Consider the following 16,654-nt stretch of genomic DNA (forward strand, 5'->3'; position numbering starts at 1 on the left):
GGTCTCCTCAGGGCCGGCGGGCGGGGCGGCGTACGGGTCGGTGGACGGGGCGGCGTGCGGCCGGTGGTCGTGGGTGTCAGACACCCACCTGTTCCTCCGCCTCCTCCCGCGGCCGGTCGGCGGGTGCGGTCTTCTCCCGGCGCATCGCCACGAGGGTGGTGACACCGCCGGCCGCCGCGATCCCGGCCGCGGCGAGGAAGGCGGCGGCGAACCCGTCCGTCAGCGCGGGCAGGTCGCCCAGCCGGTCGGCGCCCCGGGAGGTGGCCAGGGCCGTGAGGGCGGCCAGGCCGAGGGCCGAACCCACCTGGTAGGTCGTGTTGACGATGCCGGAGGCCAGGCCCGCCTGCTCCTGCGGGGCGCCCGACATGGCGGCCATCATCGCCGGGATGTACGCCAGCGACATGCCGAGCGCGGCGACGAGTGAGGCGGGCAGGACGTCGGCGGCGAAGGTGCCGGTCGGCTCCACGGCCGACAGCCACAGCAGGCCCGCCGCGAGGACCAGCAGACCTCCGCCGATCAGCGGCTTGGCGCCGAAGCGGCCCAGCAGCCGGGCCGTGATCGCGGTCATGAAGACCATGAGCAGGCCGGTCATCGGCAGCAGCGCGGCGCCGGAGGCGAACGCCCCGTAGCCGAGGACCTGCTGGAGGTAGAGGTTCAGGAAGTACCACATGGGGATCCACGCGGCGCCGAGCAGAGTCATCGCCAGGTTCGCCGAGCCGAGCCGCGGCACCCGCCAGATGCCCAGCGGCATCAGCGGCCGGCGCACGGTCTTCTGCACCACGAAGAACAGGGCCAGCAGAGCGACGGCTCCGCCCAGTTCGAGCAGGGTCTGCGCGGATCCCCACCCGGCCTCGGGCGCGCGGACGACGGCGAAGACGGCAAGCGCCAGACCGGCTGTGACGGTGGCGGCGCCGAGCACGTCGACCGCGCCCCGGCGTGGTGCCACCGCGGGGAGCAGGCCGGTGGCCGCGAGGGTGGCCAGGCCGATCGGGATGTAGATGACGAACACCCAGGGCCAGCTGAGCCACTCGGTGAAGACGCCGCCCAGGAAGACACCGGCTGTTCCGCCCGCGGGCGCGGCGGCGCCGTACAGGGCCATGGCCTTGCCGAGTTCCCTTCGGTCGTGGGCGAAGAGGACCATCAGCAGGGTCATGGCGGACGGTGCGATGAGCGCGCCGCCGACGCCCTGCACGGCTCGGCCGAGGACCTCGACCCACGCGGTCTGGGCGGCGGCCGCGACGACCGATCCGGCGATCAGCACCGCCCAGCCGGCCGTGAACACCCGGCGTGCGCCGAGCAGGTCGGACAGCCGGCCGCCGAGCAGCAGCAGGCCGCCGAAGGCGATGACGTAGGCGTTGAACACCCATTGCAGGTCGCCGGGCGAGAAGCCGAGGTCGCGCTGCATTTCGGGGAGGGCCACCCCGATGATCGAGGTGTCCATGATGACCATGAACTGTGCCGTGGCGAGGACCACCAGGGCCCACCAGCGGCGGGGATTGACGGTTGGCATGGCTGGCCTCTCTTGGAGAAGAGGTGAGTTGCGGGCACCCGGCCCAGCCGGGTGGGTCAGGCGGGCACGCGGCCCGCGAAGTCGTAGCCCGCCGCGTCGACGGTCTCGGCGACGAGTGCGTCGAACGCCTCGTCCGCCTCGGCGCCGGTCGTCACGGTGACCAGGCCGGTCCCGATCTCGACGGTCACGGCGGTGACGCCGTCGAGGGCGCTCACGGCGTCGGTGACGACGCCCTGGCAGTGCGCGCTGCCGATGCCCTCGACCTGGTAGACGGCCTGGTGGGCCGTGCTCGTGTGGCAGCTTCCGTTGGGGGTGCAGCAGCTCGACATGGGAGTCCTCCATCAGGGGGGTCGCGGGGAGGAGGTACCCCAGGGGGGTATCCGCCTCATGGTGGCAAAGTTATACCCCCCAGGGGTATGCATCGCAAGAGCGGGGGTGCATACCCCTGGGGGGTCGAGGGAATCTCGGTGCGGCCGGGCGGCCGGTGCTTCCGCTACGTCGTCATGCCCGTCACCAGGCCCAGCAGCGTGAGCGCGAGGAAGGCCGTGCCCCAGGCCAGGGCGTGGCGTATGCAGCGGTACTTGGTCCACGCGGTGCGGGACAGGGTCGCCAGCTGGCTCAGGTCCCGGGTCACGGGGTCGGTGCGGCGGACCGTCCGCTCCAGGTGCGCCGGCGACGTCGCCAGCCTCGCGTCGCCGAAGTAGTGGGTGCGGGAGCGGTGCGGGGTCCCGAGCCGCGGCGTCACGGCCAGGCCCAGCAGCACGAGCGCCGGTACGCAGGCGGCGCAGCCCAGCCACAGCAGGAGCTGCGGGACGACCGGGTACTGGCGCGGGGCGATGACGCCGCTGCCGATCGCGCCGAGCAGCGCGGTCAGGGCCGCGCCCAGGGACGCCAGCAGGAGACCGGCTTTGTTGTCGGCTCTCACCAGTTCCTCGCGCGCCTCGGACAGCAGGACCCTGGCGAGTTCCGCGCCGCAGCCGGGTGGGGTGCCGGTGCCGCCGTCCGGGCCCGGGCCCGGGCCGGCTGCGTCGCCTTCGGGTGTGGTCATGTCTCCCCCTTCTCTCCGTCTGTCGGTCAGTGACCGTCCGTCGGTCGGTCAGTGACCATCCGCCGGTCGGTCAGTGACCATCCGCCGGTCGGTCAGTGACCATCCGCCGACGGCTTTCCGTCGATGACAGGCGGCCGCCCCGGTGGATGCGGGGCGGCCGTGGTGCTGTGTCCCGGGCGCGGGCGCGCGGGTCAGACGGTCGACGAGCGGCGGATCTCGTCCTCCAGTGCGTTCACCGCCTGACGGACCCGGATGTTCATGGCCGCCGTGTGTTCCCGTGCCGCCGCCTCCGACTCGGCGCGGTGGCGCCTGACCTCCTGTTCGATGGCGTCCTGGGCGATCTCCAGGTTCGCCATGGCCCGCCGCTCGGCGAGACGGACCTCCTCGCCGTGGATCTTGACCGCGCTGTTGCTCTCGCTGCTGAGCATCCGGTCGTACGCGGTGTCGCCGCTCAGGTACTTCACCAGCACGGGGAGCATGTCGAGCAGGACGAACAGCAGGCGGACCAGCCAGATGCCGACGAACAGCACGGCGTTGCCGGTGGCGAGTTCGTCGAGCGCCCGGATCCGTTCCAGGACGCCGATCTCCTTCTGCTTGGCGCGTTCCTCGTCCAGCCGCCGGTCGATACCGTCGGCCCGGGCCTTCAGGAACGACCCGCGTGAGGAGGTCAGCTGGGTCTCGATCTTGGAGATGCGGTTGTTCATGCCGGCGAGGCGCTTCTCGTTCTCGCTGGTGCGGTGCGTGGTCCGGTAGTCCTGGGCCTTGTCGCGCAGGCGCAGGCACTCGGACGTCCGCTGGTACAGGCCGGTGGCGGCGATGCGGACCAGCCGCGCGCACTCGTCGCGCACCTCGGAGTCGATGGCCTCCAGCCGGGTGGTGTCCCGGTCCACGCGCTTCTGCAGGGCGGCGGCGTCCGAGCGCAGGGCGTCCAGTTCCTCGGCGCGTTCGCCGGGCGTCGCGTCGAAGACGAGGACGTACTTCCTGCCGCAGCCCTCCGGGGTGACGGCCTGGGTCGTGGACGGCACAGGGTTGCAGCGCACCAGGTTGGTGCGCAACCGGTCGACGGCGTCGGTGCGTTCGTCCGCGATGCGTTCCTCGATGGCCGTCTGGAAGATGCGCAGCACCAGCGGCTCGGCGATCACCACCCCGAGCATCAGGGCGATCAGCAGGCGCATGACGAGCGGGCCGACCCGCCGCCGGGCGTTGGGCTGGGGAGTGACCAGCCAGCGGTCGAGGTTGAGGACAAACAGCATCCAGATGACCGTCGGGACCAGGGCCACGAAGGAGACCCTGCCGAGCGCCTCGGTCGCGAAGTTCCACATGGAGAACGCCGCGATGACCGAGGTGCCGAGCACCACGCCGCCGAGGGCGGTGTACTTGTTCCGCTCGTACTTGACCCTGACCAGCAGCTCCTCGTCGACACCGGTGAGCGCGCGCAGCCGTCGCGCGGTGTCGAGGTGGAGGGGGTGGCGGGGTGCGCCGGGCCCGCGCGGGATGCGCGGCGTGTGCGGCGTGTGCGGCGTGCGGGCGGTGGCCCGGTGGCTCGTGGGACCGGAGTCGGGCCCGCGGCCCGTTCCCCGGCCGTCCGCCGAGCCGGTGGCCGCAGCAGGGTTCGCGGGTGCGGGGGTGGGGGTGGGGGTAGGGATGGGCGCCGCACGGTCCGCCGTAGCGGTCGTGCGGTCCGCCGTCGCCGTCGCCGCCGGGCGCTCCGCCGTCGCCGTCGTGTGGTCCGTCGCCCCGGTCGTGCGATCCGTCGCCGCCGGGCGGTCTGCCGTCGCGGAGCGGTCCGTCGCCCCGGTCATGCGGTCCGTTACCGCGGTCATGCGATCCGTCGCCGCAGTCGTGCGGCCCGTCGCCGTCGTGCGGTCCGTCGCCGCCGTGCGGTCGGTCGTCGTCAGGGAGTCAGTCAACGAGATCGTCCTCGTCCATGACGAACCCGCCCTGCGCGTCGCGTGCGCCGTCCCGGGCCGTCGTCGTGCGGGCGGGGCCCGGCTTTCCGGGGCCGACCATGCGGGCGGGGTCGGCGGACGTCCCGATGCCGGGTGCGGCCTGGCTGCCCGTCTCCCGCAGGACCTGTTCCAGGACCTGGTGGTAGTCGACGTACTCGCTGCCGCCCATCTGCCGCAGCAGCGTCAGGAGCATCTCGCGGCGCATCTGCGTCTCCGCCGTCTCCCGCTCCCGCGCGTGGGCGCGGTCCTCCGTCTCGGCGTGGTGGCGGCGGGCCGACTCCTCCTGTGTGGTGCGGTGGATGCGGGCGGCGGCCTCGGTGAGGTCGATCTCCTTGCGGGCGATGCCGAACGCGTCGACGTGGTCGGAGCCCTGGGAGAGCAGTTCCGCGATCCGCCGGGCGTCCTCGGTCTCGAAGTCGCGCTGGCCGCGCTGGAGTTCCCAGGCGCGCCGCTCGTCGCGCAGCTTCTGCTCCCAGTCGCGCAGGTCGTCCGAGGCGTGCACCTCGGCGCTGACGAACTCCACGCTCATGCCCGCGACGCGCGGCGGCACGATCGCGCTGTAGGCGGTCATGCGGTGGCTGACCTCGGTCCGTACGGCGTTGACCTCCTCCACGCGGTGCCCGGCGCTCACCCTCGGCAGGTCGGGGTCGCCCATCAGGTAGGCGCGCAGGGGGACGGCGACGTCGATGACGCCCTGCCGGGCGATGACGGTCGGGTCGGTCACCTGGCAGGTGAAGGACGCCCGCACCGTGAAGTTGTCCGCCTCGCTGACCGACGGGAGCGTGCGCTCGACCTCGACCAGGCGGGCCCGGGTGTCGACCAGGCTGACCGAGGAGGCGTCCAGCACGTCGGGGTGGGACGGGTCGAAGACCATGCCCTCGGGGTAGGGGCGGTAGTTCCCGCCGACTCTGAAGACGTACACCGCGCCGGGCGGCAGCGGCGGCACGTCCTCGCGGCGGCGGCGCCGAGACCACCAGGTGCCCTGGACGGTGGCCAGGATGTGCTCGGCGATGACCGGGTAGTTCACTTGCTTCGGCCTCCTTGAGCGGAAGTGAAGGGAGGGGTGGATATGAGGGACGCGGCGGAGCGCCGGGGGCCGGCCGGCGGTGTGCCGCGCAGCGATCCGAGGAGCACCTCCGCCAGCCGGCGGGCACCGGGGATCGCGTAGTCGGGGTGCCTCAGGGCGATGGACAGGTGGTGGCACAGCGCGGCCCACTGCCGGCCGGACATGGCACCCCGCATCGCCTCGCCGAGTTCGCGTACGGCGGTCGTGACGGACGGGTCGTCGCGCAGCTGCACCAGCGTCCGGCACAGCGCGCCGACCGCCCGGCTGCGGTTGCCGCTGTGCAGGACGTCGGCCCACAGGGAGCCGAGGTGCCGGGCACTGCCCGGGACGCCGCGCAGCAGGGCGGCGGTGAGGGGCTCGACGGTCTCCAGCCGGATGGCCTCCAGCAGCTGGACGGTCGTGCGCAGCGCGATCGACCGCTCCCGGGAGCCGGGCGCCGCCCTGGCGATGACGGTCCGGACGTACCGCAGGATGAACAGGGCGCTCTCGGGGTCGTGTTCGGCGGTCTGCAGCAGCAGGACCAGCGAACGGCGGGCCGAGAACGCGATCCGCTCCCCGCGTCCGGTCAGGAACCAGAGCCAGTTGAGCGCCTCCAGGCGGTACAGCGACCCCAGGCGGCCCGTCAGCGCCATGGCCGCGGTCAGGGCACGGCCCTGGCCGCTGTGGTCCGTCCAGCTCAGGACGATGTTCAGCGCCTGCGGTGCGAGGTGCTCGACGTCGCACATGAACTGCAGCGTCAGGGCGGCGGTGACGCGCTGGTTGGTGAGTCCCTCGGACCACACCTTCAGCAGGTTCTCGTCGACCTCGACCAGGGCGTGCCGGGCCAGGAGCGCGACCCCGCGGGCCACCTCGGTACGGGTGTCCAGATCGCCCTGCAGGGCGAGGTCGCCCAGCCACCGGCGCAGCGGGTACCACAGCTCGTAGCCGTACAGGTCGTGCAGTTCGGCGATGACGAGCTCGCGCACGCGGGCGGAGGTGAAGACCAGGCGCCGTTCGCTGCGGCCGGCGTCCCGGCCCGGGCCCGCGCGGTGCTCGGTGGTCACCAGCCCCACCGCCCGCTCCCTCCACCGGGCCCGGGACTGCCGGGCGACCGCGCCGCGCAGCGGCCTGCCCGGCTCCTCGTCCGGCGGGGCGACCGGCGTCTCCCCACTCTGCTCCCAGCTGCGCACATGCCGGTCGAGGGCGGCGCACTCCTTCTCGAACGTCCGCTCCGGGACGCCCTCCAGGAAGGCCAGGGCGGCGAGCGGCAGCAGGTCGTCCGCGGGCGGCTGCGCGCGGAACCACTCCTGGACCCGCTCCCGGTACCGGTCCCGGAGGGTGTCCAGCGCCTTCTCCGCGCCCTGACGGGACAAAACGGCGGCCGCGGTCACGACGTCTGCGGGGCGCCGCTGCTCACCGATCCGGGCCAGCAGTTCCCGCTCGGTGTCCGGGCTGAGGGGAGGGTGCGGCAGCCGGTCCCGGCAGTGCTCGAACAGCTCCACCGGGTCCGGGGCGCACCAGGGCACGCAGTGGTCCCGCAGGGCCAGCCGCCGCCGGGTGGCGTCGCCCGCCGTGAGGACCAGGTAGGACCCCTTGCGGCGCAGCTCCTCGCTCAGCCGGCCGATCTCGTACGCCTGCACCGCCTGGTCGGGCAGCTCGCCGACGTAGTCGAGGATGACGTAGCCCTGGCCCGGCTTGAGGTCCCGCGAGGCGGCCAGCTCGGCGAGGGCGTTGGCGGGCGAGAGGCTGCGCAGCCGGGCCGCGTCGCCCAGGATCTCCCGGAGCAGCGCGAGGGAACCGGCGCCCCGGCCGCAGTTGTCCTGGCCGGTCAGCACCACGAGGGCGTTCTCGCGCAGCTTGCCGAGCGCCTCGTCGAAACAGGGCTGCGGGGGCAGGTAGTGGCGCAGGGCCCGGTCCGCTGCCGCGGGTTCGATGGTGCCCGGAGCGAGCCCGGGCGACGAGGCGGTGCCGAAGCCGAACGCCGCCCCGGCGGCGTCGACCACGCCGTAGAAGTTGTTGTTGACGAGCTGGTGGACGCGGCGGAGGTCGTCGTAGCCGCGGTCGTCCTCCTCGCGCTGGTCCTGCTCCGCGCGCTGTTCGGGCGTCCGGGGTCTGTCCGTTCCGTCCTCCTCGCCGGCCGGGGCCTCCCCCGGGTCGTCCTCGCGCAGGGGCGGTTCGGCGGCCTCGGCTGGTCCGGGGGCGGGCGGCGGGTCAGGTGTGCCGTCCGGGGGTGTGCCGTCCAGGGGTGTGCTGTCCGGGGGTGTGCCGTCAGCCACCGGTGCTCCCGAAGCCGAAGACCGCTCCGCGGGCGTCGACCGGGCCGGCGATGTTGGTCACGCTGATCTGGTCGCCGCGGTAGTCGTTGCTGATCACCGCCCCGCCCGCGGCGGCCGGCCCCGACCGGTCCGCCGCGGGCTCCCCCGGCACCGGGGCCGCGTGCTTCCCCCGCCGCGCGGCCCCGGGGTTCTGTGCGGACGCGGCCGGCGTGCGGGGCGCGGGCACCCACAGCCAGGCCGTGTCCTCGTACTCCTTCACCTGGACGGCGACACGGTCGAAGTCCTCGGTGGACAGGGTGGTGTGACCGCCGGCGACCGTGGCCCGGAAGACGTCGTCGGACAGCAGCAGCGCCAGGTCGGCGTCGGGGTGCGCGGCCAGGGCCGCGTAGAGCGGGGCCGCGTTCAGCAGCCGTGCCGTGGCCACCACGGCCGTGCCCGCGAAGCCGTTGTCGGCGAGCTCCACCATCCCCTGGTGGACGGCGGCCCGCAGCCGCATACGGGCCTCGGGGACGCGCTGGGCGTTGTGGGCGCGCAGCTCGGCGACGAGGTGGCGGACGTAGTCGTCCACCAGGCGCGGCTGGCTGCCGTCGAGCGGGCGGACCGCCAGCTGCTCGTCGCCCTTGCGCTGGATGTGCCACTGCTCGCGGTCCAGCCCGGCGCGCCGGGCGGCGCGGTCGAGGAGCCGCGGCAGGTCGTGCTGGATCTCGGACTGCCTGCGGTCGTTGTTGCTTCCGTAGGACTGTGCGTCCACGGCTATGCAGGTGCAGGGATGGAAGTCAGGCCACGCAGCCACCCGTCTGTTCCTCTCTGGGGCCGGCGATGGGCAGACACTGCCCGTGAAGTGCTGCCCGAGAGGCTAGGAGAGGGCGCGCGAGGTGATCCCGTATCAGTACGGGTTGTCAGCCACGACTTTGGCGAATTCCAGCAGTTTGGGAACGTCACAGATGGTGATGTTGCGATAACTGCGTTCCACCAGTCCCTGGGCTGCCAGCGCGGCCAGGCTCTTCTCGGCCGTGTTGAGCTTCAGACCGGCCAGGGAGGCGAGCTCCTTCTGGGTGAGCGTCACACCGAGGTGGCAGCGCCTGCCGTCGCCGCCCTTCGCCGGCTGGGCGTACGCCTGGGACAGCTCGGCCAGGACCCGGGCCAGTCGGGTCAGGGAGTCGTAGGCCTGGAAGTCGACGCGGCGCCGGTTGGCCCAGCGCAGCCGGGCGCACAGCATGTGCAGGATGGCCCGCATGGCGTCCGGGTGCCTGCCGAGGAAGGTCTCCAGCGTCCGCATCTGGATGATCCGCGCGGAGACGGCGCTGCACGCCACGACCGTGCCGGACCGGGGGCGTTCCTCGAAGGCGGCCATCTCGCCGACCAGGTCGCCCGCTATGCGGACGGCGAGCAGCATGTCGTAGCCGCTCTCGGAGCTGGCGACGACCTTCACGACACCGCTCGTGAGCAGCAGGACGTGCCGGCTGTCGTCGCCCTGCTGCAGCAGGGCGCGATGCGGCGGATAGTCCATCGGGGTGCCCTGCCGCAGGAGTTCCTCACGTGTCGTGTCACGCAACCGGCCAAGAAAGGTGGACGGCGGCCAAGCGCGGTTCACCAGCACCCCCCGACGGTCTCACTCCGCGGCGCAGCGCGCCGTTCACGCGTCAGACCATGCTGCCGCCGTGCCGGGCCCCGCCGCACGGGCAGGACGGGATGTGGCCTGATTCCGTGCCGAACAGCCGGAATTGACCGAACGGGCGTTCCTCCGCGGAGGCGGGCTAGGTGAGCAGTCCGGTCAGCGTCCCCGCCAGGGTCAGGGCGAGGAAGGCCACGGCCCACGTCATGGCGTGGCGGGTGCGGCGGTGCTTGAGCCAGGTCGCGCGGGACAGGGACTCCAGCTGGTTCTCGGTCACGGAGCCGGGCCCGGGCCGGGGCCGCTGCTTGGAGGCCAGGCCGAGCAGGACCAGGGCCGGGGCGCACGCCGCGCAGCCGGACCAGACGAGGAGCTGGGGCAGGACGGCGTACTGTCCCGGGGCGATGACGCCCGCGGTGATCGCGCCGAGCAGCGCGGTCAGGGCGGCGCCCAGTGTCGCCAGGGTCAGCCCGGCCCGGCTGTCGGCCTTCGCGAGCGCCTCGCGGGCCTCGGCGAGCAGCGCCCGGTTCGGTTCCGTCGCGCGGTCGCCTTCGAGTGTGGCCATACGTCCCCCTCGGTCGTCCCCCTTGCTCATCAGTGGCTTTGCCGGGTACCCGCGGGAGGCGGTCCCAGTACGCCGAATCCCGTCACGTTTACGGCAGTTCAGTTGTTCCACGTCTCGTCGTACGGGTCGCGCGGCGTGGGGACGGGCCGTGCGGAGGTGACCTCCAGGTAGGGGACCGGGCCGCCGTTGACGGGGTCCTCGGTGCGGCGCGGGGTGTAGCGGCCGGTGACCTCCAGCCAGGTGTCCGGGCGCAGGACCGGGGGGACGTCGCCGGTGAGGGCGATCTTGACCGGCTGGGCGTCCGCCGCGCAGCAGTTGAGGCCCATGCGGACCAGGTAGGGGACGCCCGCGCGGTCCAGGGTGACGAAGCCGGTGATCCTCAGCTCGCGGTCGCGCAGGAAGCGGCCGTCGTCGTAGACGGCGCGGCCCGCGTAGTCGGCCACGCCCAGGCGGAGGGGGGCGTCGCCGGCGGGGAGGCCGGGGAAGCCGAGGGGCTTGGTGAGGGCCGTGCCGGTGTGGGCGGCGCTGTAGGAGCCGAGGGCCGGCGGGGCGACCAGGATGAGGGCGAGGACCGGGAGGGTGAGGAGCCAGGAGACGCGGGGCTCGTGCCCGTGGTGGCCCGGGCCGGGTGCGCGGCGGCGGTCGTACCAGAGCGTCGCCGCCGCCGTCGCGATCAGGACCGCCCCCGCCAGCAGGACCAGCGGGCGCAGGCCCTCCTTGACGTAGCGCAGGTAGAGGTCGGTCGTGGCGGCGTGCAGGAGGGTCGCGCCGAGCAGGAAGAGCAGGGCCGACTGGGCCAGGCGGTTCACAGCAGCACCGTTCCGGTCAGGGCCGACACGACGACGGCCACGGCGAAGGTCGCGGGGGCGAAGCGCAAGGCGAAGGCACGGCCGAAGGTGCCCGCCTGCATCGCGAAGAGCTTCAGGTCGATCATCGGGCCGACCACCAGGAACGTCAGACGGGCCGTCAGGGAGAACTGGGTGAGGGACGCCGCGACGAACGCGTCCGCCTCCGAGCAGAGGGACAGCAGCACCGCCAGGAGCGCGAGGACCAGGACGGAGAGCACGGGGTGGCCGGCCGCCAGGCTGAGCCAGTGGGCTGGTACGACCGCCTTGAGCGTCGCCGCGGCCATGGCGCCGACCACGAGGAAACCGCCCGCGTGTGTCACGTCGTGGCGCACCGAACCCCAGAACGCGTCCCCCTTGCTCCGCCCCTCGTACGACGCCCTGGCCGGGGGACGCAGCCAGTCCGCGCGGCCGAGGCGGTGCCAGAGCCAGCCCATCGCGCAGGCCACCAGCAGGCTCGCGGCGAAGCGGGCCGCCACCATCTCCGGGGCGCCGGGGAACGCCACGGCCGTCGCCGTCAGCACGATCGGGTTGATGGCGGGCGCCGACAGCAGGAACGCCAGGGCCGCCGCGGGGGTGACCCCTCTGCGGACCAGGGCGCCGGCCACCGGCACCGACGCGCACTCGCAGCCCGGCAGGACCGCGCCCGCCGCGCCCGCGACCGGGATCGCGAGGGCCGGGCGCCGGGGCAGCGCCCGGGCGAAGAAGGACGGCGGCACGAACACCGCGATCGCCGCCGAGAGCAGCACGCCCAGCACCAGGAACGGCAGCGCCTGGACCATGACCGCGACGAACACCGTCATCCAGCTCTGCATCACCGGGGCCGCCAGGGCCCCGCGGATCGGGTCCTGGAACATCACCGCGGTGAGCAGCAGCAGCGTCAGCAGGAGCGGGGAGTCGAAGTGCCGGCCGTCTTCCGGACCGTCGCCCGGCGCGGGCTTGACGACCTCGTGCTCGTCCTTCGCGTGGTCCTCGTGGTCCTCGTGCTGGGGGTGGTTCTCGTGCTCGGGGTGGTTCTCGTGTTTGTGGGCGTTCTCGTGGTTCTCGTCGGTCTCCTGCGGGGCGGGTTTCGTGGTGGCCACCGGCCCGGTACCTCCGGTCGTGCGCACGGGCATTGCCTCCCCTTCCCTACGGCCGGGTCGCGGCCGGCGTTCAGCCCCGCGGTCACCTTCTGGAACCAGCCGTCCCGGTGCTGCAGTCTTCTCCCTCGTGGGGAGCGTTCCGAACCAAGGTCAGCCAGGTGTCCCGGCCACGCACATGATCGTGTGCGGTGACGACGGGCTCGCGCACCGGCTCGCCGCCGAACTCCGAGGCGTCTACGCCGAGCAGGTCACGCTCGTCGTGCCGCCCTCGGGGCGCCGGGTGCGCCGGCCGGTGGTCGGACGCGCCCGGGCCGCCTCGGCGGCCCTGCTCGACCGGGTCAGCGCGGCCGTCGGCCGGGCGGGCGCGGGCGGCGCCGAACCGGCCCAGACGGAACAGGTCGTGGAGGCCGCCGAGGTCACCGAGGCCGTGCTCGGCGAGGCCGGCGCCGACCGGGCCGCCGCCCTGGCGCTCGTGTACGACGACGACGAGACCAACATCCGCGCCGCCCTCACCGCCCGCCGGTTCAACCCGCGTCTGCGTCTCGTGCTGCGGCTGTACAACCGGCGCCTGGGGCAGCACATCGAGGAACTGCTCGACCAGACCGCCGCCCTGGCCTCCGGGACCGGCACGGGCGGCGCGGGCTTCGACGCCTCGACGACCGTGCTGTCCGACGCCGACACGGCCGCGCCCGCCCTGGCCGCCACCGCGCTCGTCGGCACGAGCAAGGTGGTCCAGACCGAGGGACTCGTGCTGCGGGCCGTGGAACGGCAGCCGCCGCGGCCGGGCGAGGTCGCCGACCCGGGGCTGTGCACCCTCGCGTTGCTGTCCGCGACGAGCAACGACCCGGCGGGCGCCGACGGTTCCGAGGGCAGCGGGGAGCACGGGCCGCAACTGCTGCCGGACGAGGCGGCGGTGGCGGCGGCGACCGGGCGCGGGACCGTGGTCCTGGAGCAGGTGTCGTACTCCGGTCCGTCCCTGCCCGCCGGGCGGGGCGGGGTGCCGCCGTTCGCCTCCCTGTTCTCCCGGCGGTTGCGGTGGTCGCTGGCCGGGCTGGTGGGGTGTGTGCTGGCGCTCGCCGTCGCGTTCATGGTGGTGACCGGGGAGCACCCCTTGTACGCGACGTATGTGACGCTGCTCGATCTGTTCGGCATCAACGACCCCGCGTACCACGCCTCGACGGGCCGGCAGGTCCTGCAACTGCTGGCCGGGCTGGTCGGGTTGCTGCTGCTGCCGGTGCTGCTGGCCGCGGTGCTGGAGGCGCTGGGGACCTTCCGCAGCGCGTCCGCGTTGCGGAAGCCGCCGCGGGGGCTGGGCGGGCACGTGGTGCTGCTCGGGCTCGGGAAGATCGGGACACGCGTGCTGACGCGGCTGCGGGAGCTGCACATTCCCGTCGTGTGCGTGGAGTCCGACCCGGAGGCGCGCGGGCTGGCCACGGCCCGGCGGCTGCGGGTGCCGGTGGTGCTCGGGGACGTCACGCAGGAGGGCGTGCTGGAGTCCGCGAAGATCCACCGGGCGCACGCCCTGCTCGCGCTGACCAGTGCGGACACGACGAATCTGGAGGCCGCGCTGTACGCGCGTTCCGTGCGACCCGATCTGCGGGTCGTGCTGCGGCTGTACGACGACGACTTCGCGACGGCCGTGTACCGGACGCTGCGGGCCGCGCATCCGTTCGCCCTCACGCGCAGCCGGAGCGTGTCGCATCTGGCGGCGCCCGCGTTCGCCGGGGCGATGATGGGGCGGCAGATCCTGGGGGCCATCCCCGTGGAGCGGCGGGTGCTGCTCTTCGCGGAGCTGGAGGTGGGCGGGCATCCGCAGCTGGAGGGGCGGACGGTCGCGGAGGCGTTCCGGGCCGGGGCCTGGCGGGTGCTGGCGCTCAACACGGCACCTCCCGGTGGGCGGCGGGGCGACGGCGAGGCCCCGGCCGGCGAGGAACGGCAGCCGGCGGCTTCGGGGCTGGTGTGGGACCTGCCTCCCACGTATGTGCTCGGGGCCGAGGACCGGGTGGTGCTGGCGGCGACCCGGCGGGGGCTGGCGGAGTTGCTGGGACGGAGGAGGCGGGAGCGTGACCCTGCGGGGCAGGACCCCGCGAGGGCGTGACCTTGCCGGGGGGGCGTGGCCCCGGCGGGCGTGGCCCTGCGGGGGCGTGACCTCGCGGGGGCCGGACCGGACCCGGGGGCGGGACCCGGAGGCGTGACCTCGCGAGGGCGTTGACCCTGCGAGGCCGTGACCCGGAGGCGTGACCTCGCGAGGGCGTTGACCCTGCGAGGCCGTGACCCGGGGGCGTGACCTCGCGAGGGCGTTGACCCTGCGGGTCGTGACCCTGCGGAGGCAGGACCCGGGGGGCGTGCCCCTGCGAGGCCGTGACCCCTGCAGGGGGCGTGGCCCTGCGAGGGTGTTGACCCTGCGGGGGCGTGACCGGGGGACGTGACCCTGCGGGAGCGTGCCGCCGCGAGGGCGTGACCCCGGGGCGGCTGTCCCGCTGACGCGACGGGTCGGCCGGCGTCACCGCCCGGGCCGGTTGCCCGGCCCGGCCCCGCGCGGGGTGCTGCCCGGCCACCGTCCCGGCCCCGTACCCGCCTCACCCCGGCCCGGTACCCGCCTCACCCCCGGCCCCGCACCCGCCTCACCCCGGCCTCACCCCGCCGCGGGCTTCAAGTGCCGCTCCGCGAACTCCAGTTCCAGCCTGACCTGCTTGATCCGTTCGTCCACGACCAGTGACCCGTGCCCGGCGTCGTAGCGGTACACCTCGTGGACCGCGCCTCTCGCCTCCAGGCGCTTGACGTAGTTCTCGATCTGGCGGATCGGGCAGCGCGGGTCGTTGACGCCGGCCGAGATGTAGACCGGGGCCTTGACCCGGTCGACGTAGGTCAGCGGCGACGAGGCCTCGAAGCGGTCCGGGACCTCCTCGGGGGTGCCGCCCAGGAGGGTGCGGTCCATCGCCTTCAGCGCTTCCATCTCGTCGTGGTACGCCGTGACGTAGTCGGCGACCGGGACCGCCGCGATGCCCAGCGCCCACGCCTCGGGCTGGACGCCCAGGCCGAGGAGGGTGAGGTAGCCGCCCCAGGAGCCGCCGGTCAGGACGAGGCGGTCGGGGTCGGCGAGGCCGGACGAGACGGCCCACTCGCGCACCGCGGCGATGTCCTCCAGCTCGATGAGGCCCACGCGGTGCTTCAGGGCGTCCGTCCAGGCGCGGCCGTAGCCCGTCGAGCCGCGGTAGTTGACCCGCACGACCGCGTAGCCGTGGTCCACCCAGGCCGCCGGGCCAGCCGCGAACGAGTCGCTGTCGTGATAGGTCGGGCCGCCGTGGATGTCGAAGACGGTGGGCAGCGGGCCCGTGGCGTCCTTCGGCCGCTGCACGAGGGCGTGGATACGGCCGCCGGGGCCCTCCACCCACACGTCCTCCACCGGCACCGAGCCGGGCGACTTCATGCCGGGCGGGTCGAGCACCACACCGCCCGTCGTGGAGCGCACCGCCGACGGTTCGGCGGCCGAGGACCACAGGTACTCCACGCTGCCGTCGGGCCGGGCCGTCGCCCCGGAGACCGTGCCGGGCGGGGTGGGGATCTCGCTCAGGGCACGGCTCGTCAGGTCGTAGCGGAACAGCTCGCTGCGGGCCTCGAAGCTGTGCGAGATGAGCAGGCCCGAGCCGTCCGGAAACCACTCGGCGCTGACGTCGCCCGGCAGCTCCAGCGCCAGGTCCGTCTCCTCGCCGGAGGCCACGTCCCACACCAGGGGCTCCCAGCGGCCGCGGCGCTGGTGGCCGATGAGCAGGCGCGTGTCCCCGTCGACGGGGGCGAAGCCGAGGACCTCGAGACCCAGCTCGCGGGTGCCGCCCTCGGTGTCGTCCAGGTCGGCGACCGCCGTGCCGTCGGGGCGCAGCACGCGCAGGGCCGAGTGCATCGCGTCGCCGTGCTCCGTGTGCTCGATGGCGATGAGCGAGCCGTCGTGCGAGAGGTCGCCGACGCCGGCCGACTCGCGGTGGCGGTAGATCTCCACCGGGGCCTCGCCCGCGCGAACCAGGTGGATCGTGGTGCCGTCCTCGTCCGTGGAGCGGCCCACCACCGCCGTCCGCCCGTCGCGGCCGAGGGCGAGGCCCGCCGGGTAGGAGGGCTCCAGGTCCCCGGCGGCCGGCTCGTCCGCGCCGCCGGTGAAGGGCTGGCGGCGCCAGACGCCGAACTCGTCGCCGTCCTTGTCGTCGAACCACCAGATCCACGCGCCGTCCGGGGACAGCACGCCGTCCGTCGTGCCGTTCGGCCGGTCCGTCACCTGGCGCTGCTCGCCCGTCGCACGGTCCCAGGCGTACAGCTCGTACGTCCCCGTCGCGTTCGACACGAACAGGGAGCGGTCCGGCGCGTCCTCCGCCCAGTCGGGCAGGGACACCCGGGGCGCCCGGAAGCGCTTTTCCCAGTCGGGCATCTGCTCCTGCCGGCCCGCCGGTACCTCTTGCTCGTGCTGGTCCCGCTGATGCCGTGCGTCGGACCCGTTGCTCTCAGTCATGGCCCCATACTGCCCGCCCCGGCCGACAATGCGCTGCCGAGGCCCTCAGCCTGTGGACAACCTCCACCGGACCCCCTCCCGCACGGCCGCGGAAGTCCCCACGCCCGTACGCGCGGAAGTCCCCGCGCGCCGCCGGATCCGACGGGGCCGGCGACGGCCGGAAACCGCTTACCACCGCCTGCCGATCCCCGCCGTGTCGCCGACCCCGCGGGCCGGAGCCGTCC

General features: G+C 74.0%; 13 protein-coding genes. 1 reads left to right on the forward strand and 12 read right to left on the reverse strand.

Translation table 11 applies throughout. The features are described from left to right. Positions 1 to 76: 76 nt before the first annotated feature. From ABZY20_RS23665 to ABZY20_RS23715, 11 genes are all read right to left on the reverse strand, one after another. Entirely contained in the window at positions 77 to 1,510 is a 1,434-nt protein-coding gene (locus ABZY20_RS23665; protein WP_356443513.1) for an MFS transporter, read from the reverse strand. A 56-nt stretch (positions 1,511 to 1,566) separates the two neighbouring features. Then, positions 1,567 to 1,839, reverse strand: a complete 273-nt coding sequence (locus tag ABZY20_RS23670) for a heavy-metal-associated domain-containing protein (protein ID WP_356443514.1) — start codon at positions 1,837 to 1,839, stop codon at positions 1,567 to 1,569. Between the two features lie 164 nt (positions 1,840 to 2,003). After that, complete coding sequence (locus ABZY20_RS23675) at positions 2,004 to 2,558, reverse strand: Pycsar system effector family protein (protein ID WP_356443515.1); 555 nt, start codon at positions 2,556 to 2,558, stop codon at positions 2,004 to 2,006. Between the two features lie 191 nt (positions 2,559 to 2,749). Further along, a complete protein-coding gene (locus ABZY20_RS23680) occupies positions 2,750 to 4,381 on the reverse strand; it encodes a DUF4407 domain-containing protein (protein ID WP_356443516.1) in 1,632 nt (543 codons plus the stop codon). Positions 4,382 to 4,460: 79 nt separating this feature from the next. Continuing rightward, positions 4,461 to 5,534 (reverse strand): hypothetical protein, encoded by a 1,074-nt coding sequence (locus ABZY20_RS23685; RefSeq protein ID WP_356443517.1) that lies wholly within the window; start codon positions 5,532 to 5,534, stop codon positions 4,461 to 4,463. Further along, entirely contained in the window at positions 5,531 to 7,828 is a 2,298-nt protein-coding gene (locus ABZY20_RS23690) for a hypothetical protein (RefSeq protein WP_356443518.1), read from the reverse strand. The genes ABZY20_RS23685 and ABZY20_RS23690 overlap by 4 nt, the downstream gene beginning before the upstream one ends. Beyond that, entirely contained in the window at positions 7,821 to 8,621 is an 801-nt protein-coding gene (locus ABZY20_RS23695) for a hypothetical protein (protein ID WP_356443519.1), read from the reverse strand. Before ABZY20_RS23695 ends, ABZY20_RS23690 begins: the two co-directional genes overlap by 8 nt. A gap of 93 nt (positions 8,622 to 8,714) precedes the next feature. Continuing rightward, the gene (locus ABZY20_RS23700) at positions 8,715 to 9,383 is read right to left on the reverse strand and encodes a Crp/Fnr family transcriptional regulator (RefSeq protein ID WP_356443520.1); all 669 of its coding nucleotides are present in this window, start codon (positions 9,381 to 9,383) and stop codon (positions 8,715 to 8,717) included. A 202-nt stretch (positions 9,384 to 9,585) separates the two neighbouring features. Then, complete coding sequence (locus ABZY20_RS23705; RefSeq protein ID WP_356443521.1) at positions 9,586 to 10,005, reverse strand: hypothetical protein; 420 nt, start codon at positions 10,003 to 10,005, stop codon at positions 9,586 to 9,588. A 98-nt stretch (positions 10,006 to 10,103) separates the two neighbouring features. Further along, positions 10,104 to 10,814: a TIGR03943 family protein gene (locus tag ABZY20_RS23710; RefSeq protein WP_356443522.1), complete on the reverse strand. Its 711-nt coding sequence runs from the start codon at positions 10,812 to 10,814 to the stop codon at positions 10,104 to 10,106. Further along, positions 10,811 to 11,965, reverse strand: a complete 1,155-nt coding sequence (locus ABZY20_RS23715) for a permease (protein ID WP_356443523.1) — start codon at positions 11,963 to 11,965, stop codon at positions 10,811 to 10,813. Before ABZY20_RS23715 ends, ABZY20_RS23710 begins: the two co-directional genes overlap by 4 nt. A 142-nt stretch (positions 11,966 to 12,107) precedes the next feature. Between ABZY20_RS23715 and ABZY20_RS23720 the strand changes: the two genes are divergently transcribed. Then, positions 12,108 to 14,030: an NAD-binding protein gene (locus ABZY20_RS23720; protein ID WP_356443524.1), complete on the forward strand. Its 1,923-nt coding sequence runs from the start codon at positions 12,108 to 12,110 to the stop codon at positions 14,028 to 14,030. A 537-nt stretch (positions 14,031 to 14,567) separates the two neighbouring features. Here ABZY20_RS23720 and ABZY20_RS23725 read toward each other — a convergent pair. Further along, positions 14,568 to 16,430 carry a prolyl oligopeptidase family serine peptidase gene (locus tag ABZY20_RS23725; protein ID WP_356443525.1) on the reverse strand — a complete coding sequence of 621 codons (1,863 nt, stop codon included), beginning with the start codon at positions 16,428 to 16,430 and terminating at the stop codon, positions 14,568 to 14,570. Between the last annotated feature and the right edge of the window lie 224 nt (positions 16,431 to 16,654).

The sequence above is a fragment of the Streptomyces sp. NPDC006624 genome, from assembly GCF_040611555.1.
GTDB lineage: Bacteria > Actinomycetota > Actinomycetes > Streptomycetales > Streptomycetaceae > Streptomyces.

Bases quoted from the DNA above. Each gene is read 5' to 3' on its own strand.
- ABZY20_RS23665 (WP_356443513.1), bottom strand. From the start codon at position 1,510: ATGCCAACCGTCAATCCCCGCCGCTGGTGGGCCCTGGTGGTCCTCGCC.
- ABZY20_RS23670 (WP_356443514.1), bottom strand. From the start codon at position 1,839: ATGTCGAGCTGCTGCACCCCCAACGGAAGCTGCCACACGAGCACGGCC.
- ABZY20_RS23715 (WP_356443523.1), bottom strand. From the start codon at position 11,965: ATGCCCGTGCGCACGACCGGAGGTACCGGGCCGGTGGCCACCACGAAA.
- ABZY20_RS23725 (WP_356443525.1), bottom strand. From the start codon at position 16,430: ATGACTGAGAGCAACGGGTCCGACGCACGGCATCAGCGGGACCAGCAC.
- ABZY20_RS23720 (WP_356443524.1), top strand. From the start codon at position 12,108: ATGATCGTGTGCGGTGACGACGGGCTCGCGCACCGGCTCGCCGCCGAA.
- ABZY20_RS23680 (WP_356443516.1), bottom strand. From the start codon at position 4,381: ATGACCGCGGTAACGGACCGCATGACCGGGGCGACGGACCGCTCCGCG.
- ABZY20_RS23675 (WP_356443515.1), bottom strand. From the start codon at position 2,558: ATGACCACACCCGAAGGCGACGCAGCCGGCCCGGGCCCGGGCCCGGAC.
- ABZY20_RS23705 (WP_356443521.1), bottom strand. From the start codon at position 10,005: ATGGCCACACTCGAAGGCGACCGCGCGACGGAACCGAACCGGGCGCTG.